This window comes from Alcanivorax sp. NBRC 101098, assembly GCF_001010505.1.
In the GTDB taxonomy this organism is placed as follows: Bacteria; Pseudomonadota; Gammaproteobacteria; order Pseudomonadales; family Alcanivoracaceae; genus Alcanivorax; species Alcanivorax borkumensis.
Map to the genome: position 1 here is coordinate 1542285 of NZ_AP014613.1, position 24351 is coordinate 1566635.

Annotated in this window: 24 protein-coding genes; 5 read left to right on the forward strand and 19 right to left on the reverse strand. The window is 52.7% G+C overall.

What is annotated here, in order from left to right:
- Window positions 1-21: 21 nt before the first annotated feature.
- Window positions 22-810: an alpha/beta fold hydrolase gene (locus AS19_RS07030; protein ID WP_011588613.1), complete on the forward strand. Its 789-nt coding sequence runs from the start codon at window positions 22-24 to the stop codon at window positions 808-810.
- 109 nt (window positions 811-919) lie between these two features.
- Here AS19_RS07030 and AS19_RS07035 read toward each other — a convergent pair whose 3' ends face one another.
- A complete protein-coding gene (locus AS19_RS07035; RefSeq protein ID WP_046961870.1) occupies window positions 920-3028 on the reverse strand; it encodes a carboxy terminal-processing peptidase in 2109 nt (702 codons plus the stop codon).
- 164 nt (window positions 3029-3192) lie between these two features.
- Here AS19_RS07035 and AS19_RS07040 point away from each other — a divergent pair, with 164 nt between their 5' ends.
- Window positions 3193-4416, forward strand: a complete 1224-nt coding sequence (locus tag AS19_RS07040) for a nucleoside recognition domain-containing protein (protein ID WP_011588615.1) — start codon at window positions 3193-3195, stop codon at window positions 4414-4416.
- 18 nt (window positions 4417-4434) lie between these two features.
- Here the strand turns inward: AS19_RS07040 and AS19_RS07045 are convergent, their stop codons facing one another.
- The gene (locus AS19_RS07045) at window positions 4435-5073 is read right to left on the reverse strand and encodes an alpha-ketoglutarate-dependent dioxygenase AlkB (protein ID WP_011588616.1); all 639 of its coding nucleotides are present in this window, start codon (window positions 5071-5073) and stop codon (window positions 4435-4437) included.
- 58 nt (window positions 5074-5131) lie between these two features.
- Between AS19_RS07045 and corA the strand changes: the two genes are divergently transcribed.
- The gene (gene corA / locus AS19_RS07050) at window positions 5132-6082 is read left to right on the forward strand and encodes a magnesium/cobalt transporter CorA (RefSeq protein ID WP_035458205.1); all 951 of its coding nucleotides are present in this window, start codon (window positions 5132-5134) and stop codon (window positions 6080-6082) included.
- Window positions 6083-6123: 41 nt separating this feature from the next.
- Here corA and AS19_RS07055 read toward each other — a convergent pair whose 3' ends face one another.
- Window positions 6124-6960 (reverse strand): MBL fold metallo-hydrolase, encoded by an 837-nt coding sequence (locus tag AS19_RS07055; protein WP_046961871.1) that lies wholly within the window; start codon window positions 6958-6960, stop codon window positions 6124-6126.
- Between the two features lie 66 nt (window positions 6961-7026).
- A complete protein-coding gene (locus tag AS19_RS07060) occupies window positions 7027-7506 on the reverse strand; it encodes a hypothetical protein (protein WP_046961872.1) in 480 nt (159 codons plus the stop codon).
- Between the two features lie 74 nt (window positions 7507-7580).
- On the opposite strand from AS19_RS07060, the gene yaaA reads away from it, so the two are divergent.
- A complete protein-coding gene (yaaA, locus tag AS19_RS07065) occupies window positions 7581-8357 on the forward strand; it encodes a peroxide stress protein YaaA (RefSeq protein WP_011588620.1) in 777 nt (258 codons plus the stop codon).
- 51 nt (window positions 8358-8408) lie between these two features.
- Here yaaA and AS19_RS07070 read toward each other — a convergent pair whose 3' ends face one another.
- The 14 genes from AS19_RS07070 to AS19_RS07135 all read right to left on the reverse strand — a co-directional run bounded on the left by AS19_RS07070 (window position 8409) and on the right by AS19_RS07135 (window position 21788).
- A complete protein-coding gene (locus AS19_RS07070) occupies window positions 8409-8711 on the reverse strand; it encodes a hypothetical protein (RefSeq protein ID WP_011588621.1) in 303 nt (100 codons plus the stop codon).
- Window positions 8712-8739: 28 nt separating this feature from the next.
- Entirely contained in the window at window positions 8740-9657 is a 918-nt protein-coding gene (locus tag AS19_RS07075; RefSeq protein ID WP_011588622.1) for a universal stress protein, read from the reverse strand.
- Window positions 9654-10406, reverse strand: a complete 753-nt coding sequence (gene fnr / locus AS19_RS07080) for a fumarate/nitrate reduction transcriptional regulator Fnr (RefSeq protein ID WP_011588623.1) — start codon at window positions 10404-10406, stop codon at window positions 9654-9656. Before fnr ends, AS19_RS07075 begins: the two co-directional genes overlap by 4 nt.
- A gap of 38 nt (window positions 10407-10444) precedes the next feature.
- Window positions 10445-11818 (reverse strand): oxygen-independent coproporphyrinogen III oxidase, encoded by a 1374-nt coding sequence (gene hemN / locus AS19_RS07085; RefSeq protein ID WP_011588624.1) that lies wholly within the window; start codon window positions 11816-11818, stop codon window positions 10445-10447.
- A gap of 76 nt (window positions 11819-11894) precedes the next feature.
- A complete protein-coding gene (locus AS19_RS07090; RefSeq protein ID WP_046961873.1) occupies window positions 11895-12680 on the reverse strand; it encodes a sulfite exporter TauE/SafE family protein in 786 nt (261 codons plus the stop codon).
- The gene (gene ccoS / locus AS19_RS07095; RefSeq protein WP_011588626.1) at window positions 12670-12921 is read right to left on the reverse strand and encodes a cbb3-type cytochrome oxidase assembly protein CcoS; all 252 of its coding nucleotides are present in this window, start codon (window positions 12919-12921) and stop codon (window positions 12670-12672) included. The genes AS19_RS07090 and ccoS overlap by 11 nt, the downstream gene beginning before the upstream one ends.
- Window positions 12900-15266 (reverse strand): heavy metal translocating P-type ATPase, encoded by a 2367-nt coding sequence (locus tag AS19_RS07100; protein ID WP_011588627.1) that lies wholly within the window; start codon window positions 15264-15266, stop codon window positions 12900-12902. Before AS19_RS07100 ends, ccoS begins: the two co-directional genes overlap by 22 nt.
- The gene (locus tag AS19_RS07105; protein ID WP_011588628.1) at window positions 15263-15781 is read right to left on the reverse strand and encodes a FixH family protein; all 519 of its coding nucleotides are present in this window, start codon (window positions 15779-15781) and stop codon (window positions 15263-15265) included. The genes AS19_RS07100 and AS19_RS07105 overlap by 4 nt, the downstream gene beginning before the upstream one ends.
- Window positions 15750-17159: a cytochrome c oxidase accessory protein CcoG gene (ccoG, locus tag AS19_RS07110; protein ID WP_046961874.1), complete on the reverse strand. Its 1410-nt coding sequence runs from the start codon at window positions 17157-17159 to the stop codon at window positions 15750-15752. The genes AS19_RS07105 and ccoG overlap by 32 nt, the downstream gene beginning before the upstream one ends.
- A 140-nt stretch (window positions 17160-17299) precedes the next feature.
- The gene (ccoP, locus tag AS19_RS07115; RefSeq protein ID WP_011588630.1) at window positions 17300-18217 is read right to left on the reverse strand and encodes a cytochrome-c oxidase, cbb3-type subunit III; all 918 of its coding nucleotides are present in this window, start codon (window positions 18215-18217) and stop codon (window positions 17300-17302) included.
- On the reverse strand, window positions 18214-18381 hold the full coding sequence (locus AS19_RS07120; protein WP_011588631.1) for a CcoQ/FixQ family Cbb3-type cytochrome c oxidase assembly chaperone: 168 nt from the start codon (window positions 18379-18381) through the stop codon (window positions 18214-18216). The genes ccoP and AS19_RS07120 overlap by 4 nt, the downstream gene beginning before the upstream one ends.
- A complete protein-coding gene (gene ccoO, locus AS19_RS07125; RefSeq protein WP_011588632.1) occupies window positions 18378-19013 on the reverse strand; it encodes a cytochrome-c oxidase, cbb3-type subunit II in 636 nt (211 codons plus the stop codon). The genes AS19_RS07120 and ccoO overlap by 4 nt, the downstream gene beginning before the upstream one ends.
- A gap of 10 nt (window positions 19014-19023) precedes the next feature.
- Complete coding sequence (gene ccoN / locus AS19_RS07130; protein ID WP_011588633.1) at window positions 19024-20454, reverse strand: cytochrome-c oxidase, cbb3-type subunit I; 1431 nt, start codon at window positions 20452-20454, stop codon at window positions 19024-19026.
- A gap of 344 nt (window positions 20455-20798) precedes the next feature.
- Window positions 20799-21788, reverse strand: a complete 990-nt coding sequence (locus AS19_RS07135) for a zinc-dependent alcohol dehydrogenase family protein (protein ID WP_046961875.1) — start codon at window positions 21786-21788, stop codon at window positions 20799-20801.
- A 117-nt stretch (window positions 21789-21905) separates the two neighbouring features.
- Between AS19_RS07135 and AS19_RS07140 the strand changes: the two genes are divergently transcribed.
- A complete protein-coding gene (locus tag AS19_RS07140; RefSeq protein ID WP_046961876.1) occupies window positions 21906-22811 on the forward strand; it encodes a LysR family transcriptional regulator in 906 nt (301 codons plus the stop codon).
- Window positions 22812-23114: 303 nt separating this feature from the next.
- Here the strand turns inward: AS19_RS07140 and AS19_RS07145 are convergent, their stop codons facing one another.
- Window positions 23115-23882: an alpha/beta fold hydrolase gene (locus AS19_RS07145; RefSeq protein ID WP_046961877.1), complete on the reverse strand. Its 768-nt coding sequence runs from the start codon at window positions 23880-23882 to the stop codon at window positions 23115-23117.
- Window positions 23883-24351: the final 469 nt, after the last annotated feature.

A 24351-nucleotide genomic window follows, 5' to 3' on the forward strand; every position in this document is an offset into this window, starting at 1 on the left:
ATTGTCCTAAGGAGAGATCAAATGGCGAGGACGTGGGTGTTACTACGTGGCTTGGTTCGTGAAAAGCGGCATTGGGAGGGTTTTCCCGCTCATTTTCAGGCGGCAGTACCGCAAGATAGCGTGATAACGTTGGATTTGCCGGGCAACGGTGAATTTTGCCAGGAAAACAGCCCTACACGCATTGCAGACATGGTTGCCCATGCCCGAGGGCAACTTCAGAAGCAGGGCCATCAAGGGCCTTACCACGTTGTGGCACTGTCATTGGGTGCAATGGTGGCTGTGCAGTGGCTATGTCAAGCGCCCCATGAGGTGGCGTTTGCAGCCCTAATCAATACCAGTGCAAGCCGATATAGCCCGTTCTGGCAACGTCTTCGTCCGGCCAACTACCGCAGACTTCTCAAGGACGCGGTGTTTAGTCGAAACGCATTGCAAAAAGAAAGCGCGATTCTGGAAATTACCTCTAATATGCGCAGCCAAGACTACCTCCGTGCCCTTGCGGATAAGTGGCGCGATTATGCCGTGTCTCAGCCGGTTTCTCTGGGGAATAGCCTGCGCCAATTGCTGGCAGCCATACGTTTTCGCGCCCCCGCGGCACTACCCAGTAGTGTACCCGTGGTCATTATTAATGGCGGTGGAGATCGTTTGGTCGGCCCCAGCTGCTCACGCAGCCTAGCCGTAGCCTGGCAGTTGCCGCTTAAAGTTCATACAGAAGCCGGCCATGATTTGCCACTGGATGCCCCTCAGTGGCTGATCAATACCTTGCTGGAAAGTGTGGCAGATGCAGCGCAAAGCTTACCGGGGTCAGTTTAAGGTTCTAGGCTCTAGGCAGATTTATGTGAGTGAGCAGTCTTTTAAAATCTGCTAGAGCCATAAAAAAACCGGCACGAAGGCCGGTTTGTATTTAACAAAGGCTATCACTTCACTCCTTACGAGCGACCTGATTTTCTTTCAGCAAGCCCATGTAATCGACCAAAATCTCCCCGGTCTCGCGTATATAAGGGTCTTCATTCATGGCCTCATCATGACTTTCCGGATCCAGTGCTCGCTGCTCTTCTAGGGTGCGTAACGCCTGAATACTTTCTAGCGGCTCTTCACCGCGGGCCTGGCGGCGACTGTTTTCGATCGCTAGGCGCTCTTTGTCAAACTCAGCCTGCATTCGCGTCCGTACTTCTTCGTTCAATGATAGCTCCGTGCGGTTACGGTTAACGTCAAGGAGCTTACGCAGGGAGTGCACATAGACGAATTCTGGATCGTTATCCGTACGTTTCTCGTGCTGCGCGCGAAGCTGTGGCAGAAAAGGTACAAGGTCCGTAACACGCTGATATTTTGCTGATTTAATTTCATCCCAAGGCAGAGCGTTGGGCAAAGAACTTTCCCCCACATCGTCCATATCTACTAATGATGGTAACTCCACATCTGGCACAATCCCAAGGTTCTGGTTGCTGGAGCCGGAAACACGATAGAACTTTGCATTGGTCATTTTCAGTTTGCCATGATTAAGGTCCAACAAGGTTTGCACCGTACCTTTACCATAAGTTTGATCGCCAACAATGATGGCGCGGCCATAGTCCTGCATGGCGCCAGCAAAAATTTCCGATGCGGACGCGCTATACCGATTCACAATTACCGCCATGGGGCCAGCAAAAAGAACCCCTGGAAATTTATCACCCTCAATACTGACCCGACCGCTGGATTCTCGCACCTGAACGGTAGGGCCCCTGTTAATGAATAAGCTAACCAGCTTGTTCACTTCTAACAAAGAGCCGCCACCGTTGTTACGTAGATCAATAACTAAACCATCAATGTTTTCTTTACGCAGCTCTACCAATAGTTTTGCCACGTCACTGGTGGTGCTGGTGTATTTCGGATCACCGCGATGGTACGCATCGAAATCGAGATAAAAAGCGGGAATTTCGATGATCCCTAACTTTAGATCCTGGCCGTTTCGCGTAATCTGGATAATGTCTTTCTTGGCTGCTTGTTCTTCCAGTACCACCTTGTTACGGACAATACTGATGGTGCGCGTGTCGTGTTCACTTGCGCTACCCGCCGGAATAATTTCCAAATTAACCTTGGTGCCCTTAGGGCCACGAATCTGATCGACCACTTCATCCAAACGCAAACCGATCACCGGTACCGGATCTCCCTCTTCTTGGGATACACCAACAATACGGTCCGCAGGCTTTAGCTGCCCGCCTTTAGCGGCAGGGCCACCGGGCACCAGACGAACCACTTTAGTGTAGCCATCTTCGTACTGCAGCACGGCCCCAATGCCTTCCAGGGAACGGCTCATACTGATGTCGAAATTCTTCGAATTATGTGGGGTGAAATAGGTGGTATGTGGATCAAACGTCTGCGTAAGTGCATTGATATACACTTGGAAGACATCTTCCGGAGTATTTTGCTTGATGCGTTTGAGTTGGCTCTCGTAACGACGCGTTAAACGGGTTTCGATGTCTTCGGCGCTGGAATCGTTAAGACGCATGGACAGTACCGCATTCTTTAACTGGCGTTTCCATATTTCATCAAGAGCGGCCTCATCTTTCGCCCAAGGCGCGTTTTCGCGATCAACACGCACCGATTCTTCAGCATTAAATGTCAGTGACTCCAGGTCATTGGCGATCGTCTCCAGAGACCAGGTAAGCCGATCTTCCAGTCGTTTCTGGAAGCGATTAAAGATCGTATATCCGCCCTCAAGCTGACCTTTGCGCAGTTGATCGTCCAAAATATGGCTATAACGCTCGAAGTCTTCAATGTCTGATGCCAGGAAATACAACCGATTAGGGTCCAGGTCTTCTAGGTAACGCTGCAGAACCTGCTCCGAGAGCTGATCATCAAAATCAAGCTGACGGTAGTGATTCTTGAGTTTGTCGGCGATCTCTTCAGCGGCTTCCAGCTGCTGTTCCGTCGGCTTCAGGTCGCCCTGGACCTCAGGCGAGTTGGAATGTAATGCGCTACCACCCTTGATTGCTCCACCCAACAGTAACAGGGCTAGCGCAAGAGGGAATAGCTTACGGAGTAATGACATACTGGCTCTCAAACAGTTTTTTTCAGTATAGCCGACCACCGCTAAGCGGTCATTCAGGGTTGAATGCGGGTAATCGATGTAGACTATCGTGATAGCACGAAATTGCAGTGCTGCTAACGCCGTTTGTCGGCGCAATTCTATGACCCTAGCGCACGGGAGATACTTTGCACAGACTGTTCAGCTTGTTTTTCCTTGTAGGCATTGCTGGGGCTGTGGTTCAGCTCCTTACCGGTGATATAGAGGCGCCAGGGCGTCTTATCAACGCCCTGTGGGAATCAGCCAATTTGGCGGTTGATGTTAGCTTGGGGCTAATTGGCGTTCTAGCATTATGGAGCGGCCTCTTCCGGTTAGCAGAAGCCAGCCAGCTTGCTCATCGCGTTTCCACCTGGGTGACCCCTGTGATGGTTCGGTTGATGCCCGGGATTGCACGCTCTCCCGGATCTGCGGCACCGGTCTCCATGAACTTGGCGGCGAATATGTTAGGGCTTGATAACGCCGCCACGCCGCTGGGGCTCAAAGCCATGGCGTCTCTACAAGAAGGCAATCCCAACCCGCGCCAAGCCACCAACAGCCAGATCATGTTTCTGGTGCTGAATACCTCATCGGTGACCCTGGTGCCGGTTACGGTGCTGTTATTCCGTGCGCAACAAGGCGCCGCCGATCCCGCATTAGTGTATTTGCCCTTATTAATGGCAACGACGATCTCTACGCTGATCGGCGTAATTGTTACCGCGAGGGTACAGAAATTACCGCTAGCGAGCCCGTTGTTATTGGCGGTGGCGGGCATCTGGCTAGCCGTTTTGGCCCTGCTGGGTGCCATCGTTTTGGTCGCACCTGCTGAAACGGCCAATACCTTTGCCAGCTTGCTAGGCAACGGCATCCTGCTACTGGTGCTAGCTGTGTTCTTTATTGCCGCCTGGCGCTCTGGGGTAGATAGCTATGATGCGTTTGTGGAGGGCGCCAAGGAGGGCTTTACCCTAGCAGTAAAAATCATCCCTTACCTAGTAGCTATGCTGACCGCAATTGCCATGCTTAGAGCGGGGGGTGTACTCGGATTGCTTCTGGAAGGCATTCGAGTGGGCGTTGCTGCCCTTGGTCTTGATACCCGGTTTGTAGATGCATTGCCCGTGGCCTTGCTCAAGCCCTTAAGTGGTTCCGGCGCAAGGGCTGCCATGGTGGACGTGATGCAAACCCATGGTGTGGATTCGCTAGCAGGGCGAATGGCCGCGGTCATGCAAGGCTCCACAGAAACCACCTTTTATGTGCTTACCGTTTACTTCGGTAGCGTGGGCATTAGGGATTTTCGCTATGCGTTATGGTGTGGGCTGGCAGCGGATGCTGCCGGCTTGATTAGCGCAATTTTCTTGAGCTACCTGTTTTTTACCTAACCAGGTGTTTGTCTGTGTTTAATCAACAATAAACCGGAAAGTCAGGTTAATGCGCGGATCAGGACAGTTTCGACGGCGGGGTAGCGCGTGCTCAAATCCGGCCTGAACCTGCGGCGACATCAACAACAGACTGTCATGATGTAGTGGCAGACTGAAACATTGTCGTCGCCCACCAGGGCTCTTGGGGCGAAAGGTCAGCTCCCGAGTGGCACCAAGATTGTAGGAGGCTATCCAAGGAGTGCAGCCCAGTTCCGGCTCATTGTCACTGTGATAGCCCATACAGTCATCGCCATTGCGATAGCGATTAGCCAGCACGCTATTGAAGGTTTTACCGGTGATGTGTTCGATCTCTGCTTTAATTGGCAATAGTGCGGCGAGCCAGCCTGTGGCGATATGTGTGTGCCCAGAGTAACGGTAGTGCAAGCCCGCATCACCGTGCCAAGCAGTGAGGCGAGGGACGGGGTGTTGCCGCCCGTACACCGTAATGTTGGGTTGTCGCCAGTCCAGCGCCTGGCTTAATGTGATTAATGCATGGTCAGCGTGTGATTGTCCCATCAGTCCTGACCAGTAATGCAATGTGGCATCGCCAGCCGGAGTAGTCTCATTGGCGGGATTACGGAGTAGGTGATGCTCTGGTTCTGTCGATGGTGGGTACATAGCCGCTCTATCAAAATGTAAACGGCGTATTGCCGGCAAGAATGATCAGGAAAACATCATGCTGCATATTTTTCGTATTGAAGATGGTGTTCTACGAGAAAAAGAGGTGAATGCCACTATGCCTACCTTATCTGAGGAAGGCAGCTGGATCGACCTAGTAGATGCCGAGGACGCAGAACGCAACCTGGTTCAGCAATTTCTCCAGACCGAACTACCTGATTCCGACGATATGGAAGAAATTGAAGCTTCCGCCCGTTTTTTCAGTGATGAGCAGGGGCTTCATGTCCACTCTTTGTTTATGTTCCAATCCGAGGGCCGGGCACGGACCTCCACAGTTGCTTTTATCGTCCAAGAAGGGCGATTGCTCTCATTCCGAGATTCCCGGTTACCGGATTTCCGCTTATTGCGCCTGCGAGTCCGCCGGGGTTGGGTCAAGGTATCCCAGCCTTTGGATATTTTGCTAAGTATACTTGATCAAAAAGTGGAAAATCTTGCGGATGCGCTTGAGGACGTACACCGAGACTTGGAAAAAGTCGGCTACAGCGTGCTGGAGGAAGAAAACGGAAAACTGGAAGAAGACATTGAGCGTCTGGCCCAGCTAGAAGACACTAACGGGAAAATCCGTTTGTGTTTGATGGATACCCAGCGCTCTATCTCGTTTATTCAGCGCTATGTGCGCCCTGATAAAATTCGGCGGAGAACCTGTGCGGAAATTCAGCATGACCTAGATACGTTGATGTCACACACCACCTTCCTGTTCGACAAAATCAACTTTCTGATGGATGCAGCCCAGGGCTTTATCAACATTCAGCAAAATCAGATCATCAAGATATTCTCTATTGCCGCCGTGGTGTTTCTGCCCCCCACCATGATCGCCAGCATCTACGGGATGAACTTCGACATTATGCCAGAACTGGACTTCCGCTTTGGCTACCCCATGGCAATTGGTTTGATGGTGTTGTCCGGCATGGCGCCGTATTGGTACTTCAAACGCAAGGGCTGGTTGTAGAAGGCATCGGTGGTGGGTAGCAGAGGCTCACCCCCCGCACATCAACCGGCCAATACCCATCCGCTCGTTGTCTCAGCCGCCTTGCCATCCTCGGCCAGCTTGATCAGATGGGCGCTCAACGAAAGTTGGGCCACCCCGTGTAAAAAGGCGGGCACATCGTCATAAACCGCGGTTACCAATGTTGCCAATGGCTGAGCGTCTTTGCTCAAGCTGTCGAGCACCTTGTCTTCGCGTTTCTGGCGATGGGCGAGGGTGTGAATGAGTATCTTTTCTGGGTTAGTGATGACATCGCCATGGCCCGGCGCCATAAGCTTAATACCACGGTTTTGCAATTTTCTCAGCGAAGCAAAATAGGCTTGCATGCACCCGGACGGGGGGGCGATCACCACGGTAGAGCCCTGGATCAGATGGTCCCCGGTGAACAGCAAGCCTTGCTCACTCAGGTAACAGAGGTGGTTGCCCACATGCCCAGGGGTCTCAATGGCTGTAAGCATGGCGCCGCCGCAGTCTACCGTGTCACCTTCAGCCAACAAGGTATCTGCATCCCAGCTTTCGTCCTGGAGCCCATCATCGGGCACCCAAGGGCCAAGGCAGCGAGCACCTGTAGCGGCGACTAGAGCTAGTGCGCCGGGAGAATGATCACGGTGTGTATGCGTCACAATTACCTGGGTAATCGGTTTGTTCAGAGAACGGGCAGCCTGCAATAATGACTGCAAATGCTCCCAGTCCTCGGGGCCAGGGTCAATAACGGTAAGGCTGTCCTTGCCAAACAGGTAGCTGTTGGTGCCTGGCCCAGTCATCATGCCTGGGTTGCGCGCCAGCATCCGCCAGGCATTGTCGCCAATGGGGGTGAGCTGGCCGGGAATCAAGGATGCCATAGTGACTCCTGGAATTTTGGAAGCCGCATTGTGACGACTCAGCGCATATCTTGCCAGCACCGAATTTCAGGGGTTCGGATAGGCTAACTTATCCACTACTCGCAGCTGCCAGCGATCCACCGGGGTGTTTTCCTTGGGGTGACGGCTGACGACAGCAAATTGATATTCGCTTCCTTTAGGTAAATACATTTGCAGCGTTATCGGTTGCTGATAAATCACCGCACAGCTAGATTGGGTCGAACAATGCAGTGCCTGAGCCCGTAAGGTCAGGGCTGCCACATCCTGCGCACCTTCATTGCGAACGGTGCCACTGAGCCGAACACCGGATTCAGAATTGCGAATTTCCGTGAGCGCCAGTGCGATGCCTTCCGGTGCCATACGAACCTGGTCATGCATGCTGTCTTGCCAAACGCCAACGCCGAGAGTGATCAAGCCGGCCAACACCAGGCTGACCGTCAGCAAAAACGGCCGGCGCCCCCATTGCCAGCTTCCCCACAACAGGGCAGAGACCGCGATAACCATCGTTAATATAAGCAATAGGCGCATTAATCCTCCGTAGATGCAGACCTGACCATCCCTGATTCATATAATCCCCAAAGGCATATGTAAAGGAGAAGGGCATGTTGATTGTTGTCTCACCGGCCAAAACGCTTGATTACGAAAGCGAATTACCGGCATTAAAAACCACGCAACCCCGCTTACTTGATGATAGCGAGGCGTTGATAGCGCGCGCGCGGCAGCTTTCTCCAGCAGATATCAGCAGCCTGATGGGGGTTAGTGACAAAATTGCCCATCTTAACGCAGAACGCTTTTCCTTGTGGGAGAGGCCCTTCAACAAAAAAAATGCCCGGCCAGCGGCGTTTGCGTTCAAGGGTGACGTTTACACAGGTCTAGACATTGAATCATTCAATGATCATCAGCTTAGCGAGGCGCAGCAGCGTTTTCGAATGTTATCTGGACTTTACGGTGTGCTTCGACCGCTAGATCTAATGCAAGCCTACCGTCTAGAAATGGGCACAAAGCTTGATAATGAGCGTGGCAAGGACCTCTATGCCTTTTGGGGCAACACCATTACCGAATTGCTCAACAAAGATATGAAAGACGCCAAAACTGATGTGTTAGTGAATTTGGCATCCAACGAGTACTTTAAGGCAGTAAAAAAGAAAGCGGTTGCTGGCACAATCATTGAGCCAGTATTCCAAGATGAAAAAAATGGTAACTATAAGATTATCAGTTTTTACGCCAAGAAAGCGCGGGGCTTAATGGCCGCCTGGATTATCAAGAAAGGCCTTAAGGATCCGGCAAAGTTAACCCAGTTTGATGTGGCCGGTTATTGTTACTGTGAGGCGCAATCCACTGCATTAAGGCCCGTATTCCGACGGCCAGAGCAAGGGTAGGGGTAGGGCTTCAGATGGTGCCACAAGCGAGGCTTGCGGCACCGATCAACGTCAATCTTTCTTATTCTCGTCAAATTCATTTTTGGCGGCAAGAAAGCCTGTTTTAAGTCCATCCCAAGCAAGCTCTAGTCCTGTCTTGATATCATCCCAAGCATCATCGCTATGGGACTCCAACCGCTCTAGCTTGTTTTCAAATTCTTTACGGCGATGCTTCATTTCAGCAATCTTTTCCTTGGCATCTTCACGCCACTCATCACGCAAATCATTCAGTCGTGCCGTTAGGCGATCGAGCTGATAATCCCAGTCTTCAAGTTGCTGACGAGCACGCGCAGTAAAATCCTTCTTGTCAGACATAACGTTAGCCTCTCTTGATTTGCTACTGTTAATCAATCCAGGGGGACTGAAATCCATCTGGTTTTACCACCAAAACATCCGCATTCGCCTTGGTAATCACCGACTCTGCCGTTGAACCAAGCAACAACCTTTCGGGCAAATTACGGTGTACTGTACCCAGCACCATTAGATCCACATCATTTTGCTCACAGTGGCTGGCCAAGGTTTGTGCGATCGGACCACTGAGCGTACACATCTGCTGCTTATCCAGGCCCTGGGTAGCGCCAAACTGGAAAAAGTTATCCCGATGGAAGCTGCGCACTTTTTCCATACTGGCGGTGTAATCAGGAATGGCTTCACCGGCCACCATGATTAAGCCCTCATCCATTTCGTCGAGCACATGGCAGGCAGTGAGGTCCGCACCGAGCAGGGTGGAGTATCGACGAGCGCAGTCAAGAACATGAATAGACAGCTTGTCGTCTAAGGCCTCCCCGGTGCCTGGATCTAGAGCGGCCAAGATTCGCGGTGGTTTGTTCCATTGGCGGCTGTGTACACACAACACAGAGCAAGGCGCCTTACGAATTAATTGCCAATCGCGGGGCGTGAATAGGTGGCGGCGTAGGGCGCTGTCGTCACTGGTGTGGACGACAGCCAACGATGGCTTTTGGGCCACAATGGCCTTGCGTAAACCGTCCATGCTGTCTTTTTCCCACAGCACGCTGATCTCAGCACGCTCTTGTCCTAGCAGCTGGGTGATCCGTTTGTGCCAAGCATCATGAATTTGCTGCTTCGCGGCCTTTCGGCGCTCCGTATCCAGACCCACAGCCCTAACCATGGCAGAAGAATAGGCATTCACGATGACATGGAGGGGCGCCTGGGAGGCTGCCGCAATTACCTGAGCTTTGCTCAGCGCAGGCTGGTCTGCTTTCAGATCACGATCAAGGATGGCAACAATAGGGGCGGTCATAGTAGTAACTCCATCGCAGGGTCATGGTTCTGGCCACACAGGCTGCCACGATCAAGAATTTCAATTTCCCGGCCATCGACGCGCAGCCACTGTTGTTGCTGGAAGCGAGTAAAGATACGGCTCACGGTTTCCACGGCCATGCCAAGATAATTAGCGATATCATATCGAGACATCGGAAGCCGAAAAATATTGTCACTTAGCCCACGGCGTTGATGCCTTGCAGAAAGCGATAGCAGTAAGGAGGCTACGCGATCGTCGGCATTTTTTTTGCCGAGCAGCATGTGCAGTTCCCGGTCCGAGCGAATTTCATTGCTCATCAGACGGAAAAAATGGTGCTGCAATGACGGAATTTGCTGGGATAGGGTCTCCAGTTGTGCGAAAGGAATTTCACAAACAGTGGCCGTTTCTAAGGCCTTTGCATTGGAGACATGATGGGCTGTGCTAATGCCATCCATACCCAACACTTCGCCGGGCAGATAAAAGCCTGTGACTTGCTCCTCGCCCTCATCGCTGACCACATAGGTCTTCAGGGCGCCAGAACGCACGGCGTAAACGGAGGAAAACCCATCAGTGGCGCGAAAAAGATGTTCGCCCCGCTTTAAGGGCCGTCCGCGGTGAATAATTCGATCCAACTGGTCGAGCTGGGCTGGCGCTACCGCTAAGGGCAGGCAAATTGGGCTGAGGCTGCAGTCGTTGCAGGAAACTTGATGGGACACGGTTTGACTCCGGTTGATCGCTGCGCAAAGCATCACCCTTAGAGTATAGGGTGCAAATAGTAGAATAAAGGTTAAATAATCCGGCTAAATCGGGTTCTTTGCTCCCTTTGGGTGTAACGGTCAAAAGGCATTACCAATGCACGGCTCACCAAGCGCCCAGTTTCGGTAATGAACAATCGGTCATTCTCAACCGTTACCAGTCCTTGCGCCTCAAACGTTAACCACTCTGTAAGTGCATCGACGAAATAATCCGCAAAATTGATGCCCCATGTGTCACCAAACTGAAGCATGTCAACGGATAAATCACAGAGTAATTGAATAATTAACGCGCGACGAATCTGGTCGTCGCGATTGAGCATAAAGCCTTTTTCGATTGGCAAAATGCGGTCTTCAAGGCTCGTTTGCCAATCGTCCAAGGCCTTGTGATTCTGAGCGTAGAGGTTACCGATCTGGCTGATGGCGCTGACGCCCAAGCCCAGTAAATCTGCATCCCCATGGAGGGTGTACCCCTGAAAATTACGGTGCAACAGACCATTTTCTTGCGCGATGGATAAGCTATCGTTTTCCAGTGCGAAATGGTCCATGCCAATATACCGATAGCCTTGCTCATTAAGCATTTTTCCCGCTCGGGTCAACATATTCAGCTTCTCTTCCGGATCCGGTAGCGCGTGCTCTTGAATCTGACGCTGAATTTTGAAACGCTCCGGCAGGTGGGCGTAATTATAAAGGGAGATGCGGTCCGGACGAAGAGTTAGCAGTTGCTCCAGAGTACGCGCTAAGCTGGACTCCGATTGCCAAGGAAGTCCGTAAATCAAGTCGGTGTTAATAGAGCGAAAACCGAAATCGCGGCTCCATTCCATGGTGTCACGGATCAGCTCATAGGGCTGCACACGATTGACCGCCTTTTGCACGCGAGGGTCTAGATCCTGTACACCCAAACTAACACGGTTGAAGCCTAGGCCTCGTAGCAAGCCCAAGCGGGATTGATCCACCGTGCGCGGATCAATTTCGATAGCGTAGTCACTGCGTTCATCATCACGAAGGTTAAAGTGGCGGGCCAGGTCATACACCAGCTCAGTTAGCTGGCCATCATCCAAAAAGGTGGGGGTGCCACCGCCCCAGTGCATCTGGGTAACGGGGCGACGGGAGTCCACGTGCACGGCCTTGCGTTGAATTTCCTGCTTCAGTAAACGTAGGTAGTCTGCCGAGCGCGCCTTGTTGGCAGTAATGATGCGGTTACACGCGCAGTAGTAGCAAACACTGCCACAAAAAGGGATGTGGATGTACAACGACAGTGGCCGCCGCGCCGCATTGCCCTCATCCATAGCTTGCCAGAAGTCCTCCTCAGCAATGCCTGAATGAAAGCTCGGAGCGGGCGGGTAAGAGGTGTAGCGTGGACCGGGCCCGCCATGCTCACGAATCAGTGCTTTGTTCCAGCTAACCATGGGCGGCTCCTGTGCTCACATAACCTTGTCTTGGCGGTGATTATCCTCTTGTTGCGGGCGCAGAGTTTGATTCAGATCAAGGGTGTAAATGATGATCGTGATGATGCTCTGAAGCGCCGGCCTCTGTGCTTGGGCCGGGCATAGAATGACCAGAATGACCGCTATGTCCATGTTGGGCCATGAGCCAGGCCTGCCAGAAAAACACTAACGCGAGACAGAAAGTCAGAGCACTGGCAATCATTGGCCAAGCGCCTTTACGAAATCGCTGTAGCTGGGAGGCAAGAACACCAGTAATAGCAACAGGTACGACGGTAATAACACCAAAACAGAGCATCACTAAAGCACCCGCAACAGCCGTTCCCCCCGTGGCTGCAAGTGCCAAGGCCGTGTAGATAAGACCGCAAGGTAAAAAACCCCATAAGGACCCCAACATGAGTGCTTTTACTGGATGATCTATGGGCATGAGCTTGCGAGTAATGGGCTGCAAGCTGCGCCAAAGGCGCTGGCCTATTTTCTCAATACGCTGCAGGAACGCCCCTTTTCCAAGCAAATAGGCGCTTAAAAGAAGCATTAGTACACCAGACAAGATAAGCCCCACTGACATAGATGGACCGGGAAGTTGGCCCAGGAACAGCCCTCCCAGGGCCCCTGCCAATGCACCCAGCACACAGTAAGTTGTCACGCGGCCCAATCCAAACAGCAACTGCCAGCCCCAGAGAGCTACGCCTTGACGACGGGACTCAGGTATGGAGAAGGTTAGCGCACTACTGATGCCACCACACATACCGATACAATGCACAGATCCGGCACTGGCAATAAGGGACGCGCTGGCAATAAGGGGAATGAGCGTATCAATGATCATCGCTAGACTCTGCATTCAACGTGGTGACAGTGTTGCTGTTCATTTTCGTTTCCTGTTCCTGTTCTGGTGTTGGTTTCGCTGTTGAATGTGGGTTGCGCTGCTCCCTATCGTCGAATACGACCCTCCAGGCGGCATTGTCCAAGTCATCAAACTGGTCTTTACGTAGAGCCCAAAAAAGCGCGGCAATGGCTCCGCCAAGAAACAGCAAGGCCAGGGGAATCAATAAGAGGACAATTTCCATCGAGACACCCGCGTGGCGTTAAAAGTAACCAGGAGCGAACTGGCAGACATGCCCAGTGCGGCCATCCATGGGGGGAGCAATCCACTGACCGCAAACGGAATAGCAAGAATGTTGTAGAGCAGCGCCCAAGCCAAATTCTGGCGGATGGTGCGTTGGCACAGCCGCGAAAGGTGCGGTAAGGCAGGAATCCCCTTAAGTGAATCATGGAGCAGGAACATGCCCGCTGCTCGCTGAGCCAAGCTGGTAGCATTTCCGGTGGCCACAGACACCGAGGCCACCATCATCGCTTGGGCATCGTTGATGCCATCACCGACCATCATCTGTGGAGAAATGCTTTGTAAACTTTCCAGCCATTCAGCTTTCTCCTCTGGCCGCTGCTGCCCGCGCCTTTCTTTTATACCCAGCTGGTCTGCTACAGAAGTTACCGCCTTGTTATTGTCGCCACTGGCGAGCCGAGCAGTAATGCCGGCATCGGCAAGAGCCTTAATTACCATCGGTGCTTCTTGGCGAACTGGATCTTGCATCCATACGTAAAGTTGTACTTCGTTATCGCAAAGCAGCTGCAGGCAGGTTGTTCCCGGCTTTGCCATGTCCGGAGCGCCGGTAAATCTCCATTGCTGCTGGTTCAACATCCCGGTAACACCGGTATGGTCCGCGTGGATATCCGTCATACCAGCGATGCGAGCATATTGTTGAAATGGCTTGGCTAGCGGATGCGGATTATTCCACTCCAGTGCAGCCACTATCGACAGTAAGTCATCAAGCCCGCGGCTCTTGTCGAGGACTTGGCTATCGACAATACGGAACTGTCCAGCTGTGAGCGTGCCGGTTTTATCAAACAATACGCCTTTTATACTTGCGACTTTTAGTAGTTGCCGTGGTGACGCTACCAAAATGCCCTCGCGCAGTGCTGTCGCCAATGTGGACGACAGTGTAAGTGGGACAGCCAGCGCCAGCGCACAAGGGCAGGTTACTACCAGTACCGCGAGGGTATGCTCAAAGGCTTGAGCAACGCCGGAAGACCAGTGCCATAATAAAGTCGATGCGGCCAGCAAAAGAATCCCGCCTGTAAATAAGGGCGCAATCCGCTGCCAATCACGTACCACCTCGACTCGCTCGTGCTGGGCATGCTCAACCTGCTCGGTGATTTTAGCCACAAGACTTTCTGCCACATTCCCCGAGGCCTCGAGCACAATATTGCCTTCTACCAGCCGGCTGCCCGCGTGTACGGAATCATTAATGCTGTGATTTACTGGTAACGGTTCACCATTAAGGGCAGATTCATCGAACGCTCCGTGTCCGTCTATCAGCGTGCCGTCAACGGGGATGATATCGCCCTGAATAAGCTGCAGACGGTCGCCTTGAGCAACCTGCCGAGCGCTAACCCAATGAGGGTTATGATATTCATCAAGGCGCCGAACGGCTTGGGGCAGGGTGTCGCTAAGGCGTTGATAGGCTTGCTGGATTGTCATTCGCTGGCGCTGCTCAAGCCAGCGGCTGGACAGCAAAAAGAATACAAACATGGCTGCAGAGTCGAAATAAACATGCTCGCCCCCCGTGGCCATCATCACCAGGCTTCCTGTCCAGGCCAGCAGTAGTGCCAACGCAATGGGGGCATCCATAGTTAATCGTGCTTGCCTAATGCCGCGCAGAGCACCCTGGAAAAAAGGCCAACCAGAATAAAATACAACCGGCGTCGCGACTACAAGGCTGGCGAGCCTAAAGACCCATTCGTATAGCGCGTCCTTACCGTCGAAAACACCAATATAAAGCGCAGTGGAATACATCATTGCCTGCATGGCTCCCAGGCCGGCCAAGGCGAGCCGACCCAGTAATTGCTTGTGCGCCCGTTGTTCATCGGCCTTGGTGCGCGGATCGCCGGGCAGAGTGACCCGGTAGCCCAGTGCCTGAACTCGCCTGGCGGTTTGGCTGGGGTCCGCTTCTCCTTGATAATCAACACTGAGTGTCATGTTAGCGAGATTGACACTCGCGCCGAGAACCCCCGGTTGCTGGCTGACTGTTTTTTCAATTAACCAGCTACAGGCGGCACAGGTAAGTCCGCCAAGCTGCAATTTCAGGCGCTGACCTTCGGCGGTGTTGGTAAGGTGTGGTGCGACCAGCTCTGGCACATCGAATAAGGCTTCATCTAATGCTTGGCGCTGATCATCTGGTTGCGGCGCAGCATCCTGGCGCATCTGGTAATAATCATCCAGGCCCAGCCCATAAATGGTCTCAATGGCAGCAGCACAGCCAGGGCAACAAGCGTCGTGATCGCCATCCGGGGTTCTTGCAGGAAAGGCGCCCGCAGGCGCTGGATTGCCGCAGTGCCAGCAAGCCGATGTCATGGCGCTGCAGTTTTCCCGAGCGTGAGGTTGCCATCCTGTATTATGACTGTCTGGTATAAACGCCAGTGATCGCCAGGCGCCGTGACAGTAGCTGCGCGGCGTCCCTGATGGGGCAAAGCGCCGTCACCGCGATAAAGAGCTCCCTGCTGGTGATCAAGTTGCAGTGCAACATCCAGCTCGGGAAGGGTGGGGTGACGCAGCGAAACATGCAACATTTCTGGCATGGGCATCGCGGTTTCGCTGGTAAGCCTCGCCTGGACGCTGGCACCTACTTGCGCCAGCTCAAGACGAACCCCAAGGCGTGCAGCAAGGCGTTCTTGCTCCACAGAACGGTTTATACCTCGTCCTTCCTTATACCACTCGTCGACCACTGGCGTATCCGCATTCACAATGGCGATATACAGCAGGGTTAGGCCACCCACCACGGAGGCTGCTGGCAGCAAAATAGCCAACCATAAGTAAGGGTAACGGTACCAGGGGAGTTCATCGCCCCGGGGCAATGAATCGGGATTCATGGCGTTTCTCCAGATCGGGATCGTCAAGGGCGGTGACGATAAACCAGATGGGCGATGACTCCATTTCAACGATATAAGGGTCATAGCTCACGGTCACCGGCAAAGACAATGTCTTGCTACCTTCAAGGGTAAATTCAGTGCGGTTGTTCATTTTCAGGCCTTCTGGGCCTTTCATCGTCAAGCGATACCGGTGGGTGCTTTGACCTTTGTTTTGTATTTCCAGCCGATAAATATTCTCTACCTCGCCGCTGCTGGCGGTTCTGTACAACTGATTGCGATCACGAATTACATCCACTTGCAGCGGTACACGGCCATATAAAGTAGCCATGAAGAGGCTACCCATGATCACCAGGATAAGACCGTAACCTATTAAGCGGGGCCTCAGGATGTGTGTTTTCAACCCTTCAAGCGCATTTTCAGTGGTATAACGAATCAGCCCGGGCGGTTTGCCGATGTGCTCCATAACATCGTCGCAGGCATCCACGCAGGCAGCACAGGTAATGCATTCATATTGCAGGCCATCTCGAATGTCGATGCCGGTGGGGCAGACCTGTACGCACATGCCACAATCAATGCAGTCGCCTTTTTCATCAACCACACTCTGTTCACGTTTCTTCGCACCTCGGCCACGAGGCTCGCCCCGTTTTTCATCATAGGAGACAATAAGGGTGTCGCGGTCAAACATGACGCTTTGGAAGCGGGCATAAGGGCACATGTAAAGGCAAACCTGCTCGCGCATAAAGCCTGCATTGCCGTAGGTCGCCACGGTAAAGAAACCAACCCAGAACAATTCCCAGCCGCCCCAACTGAAACTAAAGAGTCGGGTAATCAGGTCCGTGATAGGGGAGAAGTAGCCTACAAAGGTGATGCCTGTAAGCAGGGCAAGTATCAACCAGAGAACGTGTTTGCTGCCCCGGCGAATAATCTTACTCGTCGTCCAAGGGGCATTGTCCATCTTGATACGACTATGGCGATCACCCTCGCACCAAAATTCGATCCACTGGAAAAAGCGGGTCCAAGTTGTCTGTGGACAGACATAGCCACAGTAGACGCGGCCGGCCAAGACTGTCACAAAAAACAGTGCAAATGCAGCCAGAATCAAAATCCAGGAAAGCAACAGGAAGTCTTGCGGCCAGAAGCTAGCACCAAAGATACGGAACTGACGGCCAGGCAGATCAAATAGCACGGCCTGCTGCCCATTCCAGCGGACCCAGGGCAAAATCAGATATAGGCCCATGGTCGCCAAAATGGTGACATCACGGATAAATTGAAATCGCCCAGATACGGACTTGACCTGAATACGCTCACGTTTGCTGTACAGACTTACGCTGCCGCCATCAGTGGCATCAGTGACCTTGATTCTCTTAGGGTCCGACATCACGACTCTCCGCTAACACCCATTTGCTCCCACCCTGCCATTGTCCATTCGCTGATAATGAGTGGCCGCCAGGGGGAGGGCGCCAACGGCAATCCGCTGGCGGCGTTCTGTTTTCTGCTCCGGTCGAAACCGAGGAGTGGTTACTGCACGCTCTCAGTGTTCTGAGAGAGGCTATACACATAGGCAGCAATCACATGAATCCGCTCTTCGCTGAGCTGGTTTTCATGGGCTGGCATATTCCCCGAGCGACCGTGACGGATGGTGTATTCGATATCCTCCAGGCGTGGGCCGTATAACCAGGTCGTGTCAGTCAGGTTTGGTGCGCCCATCATGATGTTGCCTGTGCCATCTTGGCTGTGGCAGGCCGCACACATAGCAAACTTGGGCTTAGCGCGCTCAATCGCGGCGGCTTTCTGACTATCCTTGGCAAGATCCGGGCGACTAAGGCTCTGTACATACAGTGCCATGTCTCGAACAGCTTCATCGGTATTGCCTATCGCTGCCGCCATAGGCGGCATCGCGGCCTTTCGTCCTTTAGTGATGCTCGTTACGATTTGATCGGGCTGGCCACCATACAGCCAGTCGTTATCGGTTAAGTTCGGATAGCCTTTGGCGCCACGGGCATCTGAACCATGACAAATGGCGCAGTTGTTAGCGAATAAACGCCCCCCAACACCAAGAGCCTCCGGGTATTGCACCAGCTCTTCAATAGGCATTTGGGCATATTGCTGGAACAGCGGCCCAGTACTTTTTTCCATGACAGCCACTTCTTTCTGATACTGATTGTCACTAGTCCAGCCCAGAATGCCGTCGAATTTACCAAAGCCGGGATACAGCACCAGATACACAGCCGAGAAAATCAGTGTGCCAATAAACAGAAATAACCACCAACGCGGCAGGGGAGCATTGCGTTCCTGAATGCCGTCAAAACTGTGCCCAGTGGTTTCCTTGGCCGCTTCTTCTGCGGAAATCTGATTATTCCACAGTAGCAGTGCGGCACAACCCAACAAGTTGGTCACGACAATGGCGATAATGAACCAGCTCCAGAAATCACTCATTGGTCATCCCCCTTGTGCACACTTTTTGTTGCTCTTTCATCCGCATCCAGCGCGATATAACTGAGTTTTTCGTAGTCTTTTTTGCGACTGGGCCGATACACCCATAAAGTCATGGCGATAAAAGCTAAGAAGAACACCAGAGTAAACAAAGCGTGATAACTCATTGCGCTGCCTCCTTGCGTTCCTGGCCCAATGACAGCAGGTAGGCCACCAGTGCATCTTCTTCTGTGGCATTGCCCCATTCGCCATTAATCTTATTCATCTGCTCAGCAATACCTTCGTCGGTATAGGGAACCCCAAAAGCGTTTTTGAATACTTTTAACTTACGTTCAGTCAGGCTCCAATCTAACGGAGTCTGTTGCAGCCAGGGGTAGGCTGGCATATTCGATTCCGGCACTACCTGGCGCGGGTCGCGTAGGTGCTCACGGTGCCACTGCTCAGTGATTGGCCGCAGCCCCACACGGGCCAGATCGGGCCCGGTACGTTTAGAACCCCATAGGAAGGGATGCTCCCACACGTCTTCACCGGCAACAGAATAGACACCAAAGCGTTCGGTTTCTGCGCGCAATGGCCGCACCATCTGGGTGTGGCACACATGGCAACCTTCACGGATGTAAATATCCCGGCCTTCCATTTCTAGGGCGGTGTACGGCTCCAGCGTTTCCAGCGGTTCAGTGGTCGCTTTTTGCCAGAACAGCGGCACGATTTCGGCCAGACCGCCAAAACTGACCGCGATCAATATCAGCACAATCATGAGGCCGACATTTTTTTCTACTACTTCATGAGCGTTAGACATGTCGTTCTCCTTAGGCCGCCTGTTGCACGTTGTCATCACCGTGGCAATCATTCTCTGCACGGATGGTTTTATAGACATTGAGGGCCATCAAGATCATGCCGCTGAGGAAGATAATTCCGCCCAGCAAACGAATAATGTAGAAAGGATGCCGCTCAACCATTTCCTGAACGAAATTGTAGGTGAGGGTGCCGTCGGTATTCACCGCTCGCCACATTAGCCCCTGCATAATGCCGGACACCCACATGGAGGCAATATAGAGAACCGTGCCGATGGTGCTAAGCCAGAAGTGTGTATTGATCCAGGATATGGAATACATCTGCTTTCGTTCAAAAAGGCGGGGCACCATCACGTAGGTGGCACCAATGGTGATCATGGCAACCCAGCCCAAAGCCCCGGCGTGCACATGGCCAATGGTCCAGTCAGTGTTATGGCTGAGTGCATTCACGGTCTTGATGGCCATCATCGGGCCTTCGAAGGTACTCATACCGTAGAAAGACAGGGCTACAATCATGAAGCGAATGATTGGATCGGTGCGCAGCTTATGCCAAGCCCCAGAGAGCGTCATCATCCCGTTAATCATGCCTCCCCAGCTAGGAGCAAGAAGGACGATAGAGAAAACCATACCAAGAGACTGCGCCCAGTCGGGCAGGGAGGAATAGTGTAAGTGGTGCGGCCCAGCCCACATGTAGACCGCGATAAGAGCCCAGAAATGCACAATAGAAAGGCGATAGGAGTAAACCGGACGTTGAGCCTGAACTGGGATGTAGTAGTACATCATGCCAAGGAAGCCGGCGGTCAAGAAAAACCCTACGGCGTTATGACCGTACCACCACTGCACCATAGCATCGATAGAACCACTGTAGGCTGAGTAGGACTTCATTAGAGAAACCGGCACCGCAAGATTATTGACCACATGCAGTAACGCGATGGCAATAATAAAGGCACCGTAGAACCAATTAGCCACATAAATATGCGAGGTGCGGCGCTTGGCAATAGTGGTAAAGAAGACGGTTGCGTAAGCGAGCCATACCAAGGTGATCAATATGTCGATGGGCCATTCAAGCTCGGCATACTCCTTGGTGGAAGTGAAGCCCATGGGCAGCGTTATGGCAGCAGCAACGATTACCACCTGCCAGCCCCAAAAACTGAAGGCTGCCAGCTTCGGGAACGCTAATACCGCATTACAGGTGCGCTGAACGACATAATAAGATGTGCCCATTAGCGCCGAGCCGCCAAAGGCAAAAATTACCGCATTGGTATGCAGAGGCCGAAGGCGGCCAAAGCTTAGCCAGGGGATATTGAAGTTCAGGGCCGGCCACGCCAGTTGAGCAGCGATGAACACACCCACTGCCATGCCAACAATCCCCCAAACCACCGACATAACTGTGAATTGCCGAATAACTTTGTAGTTGTAATTCGGCGATGCGACAGCATTTTCCATGTGTGTTTCCTTCCGGTTTTTGTGCGAACTGACTGTAACAGGCACAAACGCGGTGCTTTTTGATGCAAGTCAAACCACGCGGCAACGCCCCATGTTTTGGCCTACACCCCCTGGCCCTACCATATCAATGCGGTCTATTGCCGCACTTTTGATATGGGAATAACACCATGCTATTTTGTACTAAGCACAATAGCGATAGCGAGTTGGCATTTTTAGGGAGGACATTTTGCCTCACCCCCTCATGCCTCATTGTAATCCCCCCGAAAATTAGTTGATGACGATCCATGGTGAGCACCCGCTCCATACCGCCCACATTTACCTCTCCGGCAAACGACCCTGGACAATCAGCACTCCACTACGACCTTCCCGGTGGCCTGGCCACTGGTCAAACGGTCGTAGGCAAGGCCTACCTCATTGAGGTTGAATCGTTGCTCGTCAAGAAGCGGGAAGAGCGCGCCTTCATCAACAATGGTGGCTAGCTTTGTCAAAATCTGCCCATGGGCTTCACGATGGTGGTCATGCAGCATCGGTATTAGCATAAAGACCACGTGGATGGATAACCCTTTGAAATGAGCCGGATTAAGATCCAGCTCCAGCATGGCAACAGTGGTTACAACCTGGCCATTCAAGGCGGCAGCGTCAAAACTGTTTGCCATATTGGCGCCACCCACGGAATCGAATACCACATCAAAACCCGCTCCGTCGGTGTGTGTAGCCACATAATCAGCCACGGCGGCTTTCTTGTAATCCACCGGCGTTGCACCGTAGCCACGGACAATGTCAAACGCCTTGTCGCCGGACACGGTAGTGAACACTTTGGCACCGAAGTGCTTACCCAGCTGCACAGCCACATGACCCACACCACCGGTACCCCCATGAACCAGCAGAGTCTGCCCGGCACTGGCGCCGGCACGCTGCAGCCCTTCGTAGGCGGTTATACCAACCAAGGGCAGGGCGGCGGCTTCGCGCATGGACAAGCGTTTTGGCTTGCGGGCAACCAGGCGAGCATCCGCCGGAATGTATTCAGCCAAAGCGCCTTGTAAATCCGCTAGACCTCCAGCGCAGCCGTAGACTTCATCACCTGAGGTAAAGCTGGTGACTCCGGCACCGACAGACTCAATGGTTCCGGCAAAATCCATACCCAAAACAGCGGGAAGCTCGGGCGAGAGGGGAAACAAATCAGCGCCCATCTGCCGAATCATGGTGTCCACGGTATTAACACTGGTAGCCGCCACGCGGACGATTACTTGCCCGGGCAGGGCTTGCGGGGTATCGATTTGCGCCTGTTCAAACTTGGCTGTTGCGCCATATTGATTGAGAACCATCGCTTTCATGTCTTGCTCCAACTGTCTGGGGATGTTTGCTGTTACGTTGGAGCCACTTTATTATTTCATTTTCTGGCAAAAAATGGGCGATATTAGGTTTCAGTATTCGGATTATGGATATAAACAATGGACACAGAAGGCATTAAGCTCTTTGTTCTCGCCGCAGAAAAGCTCAATATCAGTGCCGCAGGCCGCGAGCTGGGCATGCCTGCGGCGGTGGCCAGCGCCAAGCTGGCAAAGCTCGAAAAGACCGTTGGTGCCGATTTATTAAAGCGCACCACACGCAAAGTGGCACTGTCCGTAGAGGGCGCAGACTTCCTGCCCTATGCCCGCGAAATTCTGGCTCAAGAGAACGCAGCACTGGCGGCGCTGGGATACGGTAACGAAACGGTTTCCGGCAACCTGCGATTCACCGCACCCAGCACCTTCGCACAGCAGTTCATTGTGCCGCTAATCCCTGATTTTCTGGCACTGTACCCGGGAATTAGCCTGGATTTGCGGCTGTCCGACATGGAGCTGGACCTGATACAGGGCAGCTTTGATTTGGCATTACGCAATGCGGTTTTGCCAGAAAGTAATCTACACGCACGTAAGCTCGCAGAAGATCAAAGAATACTTTGCGCTTCATCAGATTACCTCGATAGCCATGGCATACCCGTTAGGCCAGATGATCTGCTGAATCACCAATTGATAGCGTTCAAATCTGCATCCACCATCAAATTGATCGAAGCCGGTGGGAAGAGTGGTGAGTTTAATACACGCGGCCCTGGACACCGACTAACTATAGATGATGGTCTCAGCTATAAAATCGCCACGCACTGCGGTGCCGGTATTGCGATACATTCGTTGTGGAGTGTTCATAAGGAGCTCGCCGACGGTAGCCTGGTGCAGGTGCTACCAGAATATCGAATGGATGCAGAACCCGCCTTGTGGTTGGTATATCCCAAATCCAACGTGCTAACGGCTAAGGTGAGGGTGTTTATCGATTTCTTGATAGAACGCATTGGCCTGAATCCGCCGTGGCTGAGTTAAAGTAAGTGCATAAATAACTACGCATAATGTATATTATGGTAAATAGGATAATTATTAGAACTACGCACGCTCGGTTGTCGCTGGCTGAGTAACTAAGATCCAAACTATTCACAGTGGTCGTTCTCCTGCATTTTCTACACAACTCTGCACCTGCGATCTGAATTCAAACGGAGAAAGATGGATCAGCATTGACCGTTGATGAACTACCGCACACAGCGGTAGTTCGAGGTAAGCAAGGATACTGGCGCGGAGCGCCACTCCCGCTCATTCCGTTAGGCGACAAACTGGATGCTCCAAGGCATGTTACGGCAACGCAGAAAGGAACGCGGACACTACTTCCAACACTCCCTGCTCCTGCTCGCGATGCGGCACATGCCCGCATCGCTCAAGCATCACGACCTTCGCCGGTCCTGCTGACATGCGTTCCAACCGAGCAGGATGTGCCATGGAGCCGAACTCATCGTTATCGCCATGCAGGCAAAGCAGTGGGCAGGTAACACGCTCCAGCTCCGCATCCAGATTCCACTCGGCGAAGGCTGGTGACAACCAGGTGTCAATCCAGGCATGCAGAACCCAGTCAGCCTTTTCGCCATGGTATTTCTGCAACCGCGCCCGCTGAGCGGCATCCTCAAATGCCACTTGTGCATCGCGGATCCCCGCTAGGGTTTGCGCCTCCACCATGGCCTGGGCTGACTCGGTAATGACAGCCACACACCGCTGCCCCAGCGAAGCTGCGGCCGCCACGGCCATACCGCCGCCAACGCTGTGACCGAGTAACACCACCTGTGGCAATGCCAGTGCTGACATAAGGGAGTCAATCACCACGGCTTCGTCTTCCACAAAACTGAGGGGTAGAGACCCCTCACGCTTTGGCGATGCGCCAAAACCTACTCTGTCATAGGCTATCACCGTGCGGCCACAGGCCTGCGCCAGCGCCGCAGGGAACTCCCGCCATAAAGCAACACAGCCTAAAGAGTCGTGTAGCAATACGACAGGCGCCCTGTCACCCTCCACTGGCCATATCTTCACATTCAATGGCCCTACGGAGGTGGCAATCTGGTTATCAATCATTATTTTTCCCTAACTAAATAGCCTCTTGAGGCCATAACGCTGAAATGACTGGCGCAGTATTCACGAAATACCTGAAGTTTCAACCATCACCAAATAGGCAAATCCTTAGTCTATTTAGGCTCTCTTTATTTGCTTAGTCACGCTGCTCGCCACAGAAGGTGAATCCAAGCAAACGTGGATTCCATCTTGCTGCGCAAAACCTGTGCATAGAAGGGTTGTCGATGAGAATCAGATTGACGCACCAAGGCGGCTTGCTAGAGTATGCATCTTGATTCTTTTCGCACTCCCGACTGGCATAACATGAATTTCAGCAAGTCCAGACATTCCTTCACCGCTTTGTTGCTCGGCTTGCTGATGCTGTGCAGCGCCGTAGCGGGTGCAACCGAGTCAATCCCGCACTCGGTGAATGTGGAGGCGTCTTGCCAAGTTCATGTCTCTGAGGGCAAATCCGATGGCGCACCCGAAGAAC